This window comes from Nocardia sp. NPDC057455, assembly GCF_042802775.1.
Lineage (GTDB): Bacteria > Actinomycetota > Actinomycetes > Mycobacteriales > Mycobacteriaceae > Nocardia.
In genome coordinates this window covers 1-1737 of sequence record NZ_JBHVDM010000203.1, presented here as the reverse complement: position 1 = coordinate 1737, position 1737 = coordinate 1, and the positions used below count along the sequence as shown (strand labels likewise).

Annotated in this window: 1 protein-coding gene; it reads right to left on the bottom strand. The window is 62.4% G+C overall.

Annotated features, from left to right (window positions below):
- Positions 1–99: 99 nt before the first annotated feature.
- Positions 100–1269 (bottom strand): globin domain-containing protein, encoded by a 1170-nt coding sequence (locus ACFU5M_RS34450; RefSeq protein WP_379055807.1) that lies wholly within the window; start codon positions 1267–1269, stop codon positions 100–102.
- Positions 1270–1737 lie beyond the last annotated feature (468 nt).

The following is a 1737-nucleotide window of genomic DNA, read 5'->3' as shown; positions in this document are numbered from 1 at the left end:
CGCGTAGGCGACGAAGGAGCTAGCGGCGGTCGCTCGGACGCGAGCCACAAGGGGGCCGCGAACACCCAGCGCCGCAGGCGCTGGAAAACAGACACCACATCAATAGAGCGGGTCGTGGCGGATGTTCTTCGCCAGGATGCCCGCCGCCATGAGGCGGAACTTGGTGGTCTGCACCATCGAGGGCGAGCCGACGATCTGTACGTCGCGGTCGGACCAGGCGCCGAAGCTCGCGACGACTTTGCCGATCTGGCCCGTCACGCGGGGTTCGAGGCCCGGCCAGGTGGTGCGGGGGTCGTCAGGTTCGGCGTACCACCACGGGTTTTCGTCGTGCTCGCTCACCGGTGTGACGGTGAGCCAGCGGTTGGCCATCGCCAGCTTGCTCAGCGTCTCGAGGTCGTAGAGGTCGCACGGGTGGTGCCCGCCGACGAATAGATGCACCTTCGGATTGGTCCGCCGCATCGCCATGGACATCAACTGCGCGCGTAGCGGCGCGATTCCGGTGCCGCAGCCGACCATCAGCATCTTGCGTTTGGTGTTGCGTGGAACGCCGAGGCCGCCGAGTGGTGAGCCGAGCAGCCACTGGTCCCCGACGACGGTCTGGCCGACGATGGCCGAGCTCACCCAGCCGCCCAGCACACTGCGGACGTGGAACTCGATCTCTCCGTTGGCGTTCGCGGGCACAGCGGGCGAGAGATAGCGCCACATGCGCGGCCGCGAAGGGATCTGCACGCTCAGGTACTGACCCGCGGCGTAACGCATCGGCTGGTCCAGTTGCAGCCGGACGACGACCAGGTTGCGCAGCACCTCGCGGCGCTCGATCACCGTGCCGGTCCACACCGACGGCGTGGTCTCCTTCTCCGCCGCGCCGATCATGGTGTCGGCGATGATCTTCAGGCCTTCGTCCCAGGCCCGATCGACCTCGTCGGTCCACATCTCGGTGCCCGCGAACACCTTGACGGCGGTCTTCAGCGCGGTGGATACGGCAGCGTAGTGCGCGGGCTGCACTCCGTATTTGCGGTGATCCCTACCGAGTTGGGCGAGGAAGGGCAGCAGCTTGTCGGGCTCCTCCAACCGGTCCAGCGCGTAGGAGATCGCCTTGACCAGGCGATCGCGCTGGGAGTCCATTGCGGCGGGAAAGAAATCGCGGACGTGCGGGTAGTCGGTGAACAAGATCGCGTAGAACGATCTCGCCAGTTTCTCCGGCCCCCCATCCTCCGCAGCAACCGCCTTGAAAGTCGTTCTGATCAAAGCGACAGCGCGTGAATCCATTGATCTCACAACCCCATTTCGCACTCGTTCACGAACCTTGCCGGCGAGTGAGATGCTGCGGGGCCACTCGACAGCAGCCGATGGAAGGAGTGTAGGCGAGGTTTGCCAGCAACGGAATCTTTCGAAGGAACATCACGCGTGCAATTTCGTCGAAACGAGGATATTCAGCGAGACACGCCAGAGAAACCGACTGCAAGACCGTAGATCTGGCACAAATTCAGTCAGGTGCACGCCGAAAAGGTAAGTGCCTCTTGGTCGATTTCGTCCCGATTGGTCTGTTCTAGCGACATCGGGGCAACATATCAACCCCTCGATGAAGATCGAACCGGGCAAACAGCACCCGTTCCGTAAACATATCTATGGTAGAAATTGCCAGTTGATTCGACAACGAAATGAACTCCGCCGCACTACTTCCATCGAACATGTTCCGGTTTACTGTCAGCAAATTATCGATGGCAGCGGCGGCAC